This is a genomic window from Paenibacillus sp. JCM 10914 (assembly GCF_001315105.1).
Lineage (GTDB): Bacteria > Bacillota > Bacilli > Paenibacillales > Paenibacillaceae > Paenibacillus_AQ.
In genome coordinates, this window is sequence record NZ_BAZR01000072.1 from 1 (window position 1) to 1,818 (window position 1,818).

Genomic DNA, 1,818 nt, shown 5'->3' on the forward strand with positions numbered 1-1,818 from the left:
GATCGAGCGGATGGCGGGGCATTGGCGCCGGCTGCTGGAGGCGGTGGCGCAGGATCCAGAGCAGGCGGTTGGCCGGATTGGGCTGCTGGGCGATGACGAGCTTGAGCAAATGCAGGCATGGAACGAAACGACGCGCCCATATGCGGATGATAAGCCTGTACATGAGCTGTTCGAGGAACAAGCGACGAAGACGCCGGATGTGAAAGCGGTCGCGTTCGAGGACGTGACGCTGACGTATGCGGAACTGAATCGACGAAGCAACCAACTGGCGCATTACCTGCGTCAGCAAGGGGTGGGACCGGAGAGTCTTGTCGCGATATGCATGGAACGGTCGGCAAATTTAATTGTCGCTATGCTGGGTGTACTCAAAGCGGGTGGCGCGTATGTGCCGCTGGATCCGTCATATCCACAGGAACGTCTCACTTACATGCTAGCGGATTCAGGCGCATCCGTGGTGGTGACGACAGAGAAATATTTAGGCCTGATACCGAACTCTACGGTGCAGACGGTTTGCTTGGATCGGGATGGTTTTGCTATCGGGCGCTGTAGAAAAGGCAACTTAAAGCTTGTGGGAACGGCTGAATCGCTGGCGTATGTTATGTACACCTCAGGATCGACGGGTAGCCCGAAAGGGGTATGTATACTACATTGCGGCATCGTGAGATTAGTGAATCATCCTTCCTATGTGGAACTGGGAGAGAAAGATGTCGTTTTGCAGACGGCGAGTATTTCGTTCGACGCGGCGACTTTCGAGATTTGGGGCAGTCTGCTGAACGGGGGGCGCCTGATCGTCATGTCGACGCAGACACCTTCTGTAAGTGAGCTTGGAGAAATGATCATCAGGCAAGGAGTTACGACGCTTTGGATGACCAATGGTCTGTTCAACTTGATGGTGGACGAACAAGTTGAGTCGCTGCGCGGAGTAAGCCAGTTACTAGTGGGCGGGGACGCGATCTCAAAGAGTCATGTTCGTAAAGTATTGCAATGGCCGGGCGTTCGTTTGATTAACTGCTACGGACCGACGGAAAACACGACCTTTACCTCCTACTATGAAGTGGAACGCAACCGGGAGTATCACGGAGTAATTCCGATTGGCAAACCTATCTCTAATACGCAGGTGTACGTGCTAGATGGTGAGATGCAGCCGGTGCCCGTGGGTGTGCGGGGGGAGTTATATACAGGCGGAGACGGGTTGGCGCGTGGATATTGGAATCGTCCGGAGCTGACAGCGGAGAAGTTCATCGTTCATCCGCAGTGGAACAAGCGCCTTTATCGGACGGGAGATTTGGTACGCTGGCAGCAAGACGGAAACTTGGAATACTTAGGCCGTGCGGACGAGCAGGTCAAAGTTCGGGGCTATCGAATCGAGCTTGGGGAGATTGAGGTTGCGCTGCTTCGTCATCCGCTTGTGGGGGAGTCGGTTGTTATCGTCCGTGACGATATGGCGTCAGACAAGACCATCGTGGCGTATGTTGTCACAAGCGGTAACGTAGAGCTAAGGGAGCTACGTGAATACCTGAAAGCGACACTTCCGGATTATATGGTGCCTTCGTATTTTATGACGCTAGATTCGCTACCATTAATGCCTAATGGGAAGCTGGACCGCAAGGCACTACCGGCACCAGAGGTAGTTGGCGAGACCGAGTATGCAGCCCCTCGTACGGAAGTAGAGCAAAAGCTGGCGGAGATTTGGCGCCAGGTGTTACGGGCGGAACAGGTCGGTATCCACGATAACTTCTTCGAGTTGGGTGGGGACTCGATCTTGAGCATACAGATCGTCTCGCGGGCGAATCAGGCGGGGCTGAAGCTGACACCGCG

Annotated in this window: 1 protein-coding gene; it reads left to right on the forward strand. The window is 54.6% G+C overall.

Translation table 11 applies throughout. The annotated features are described in order from the left end of the window. Positions 1–1,818: amino acid adenylation domain-containing protein (locus JCM10914_RS28070; protein WP_036720642.1), on the forward strand; the 1,818-nt coding region annotated here is incomplete at both ends.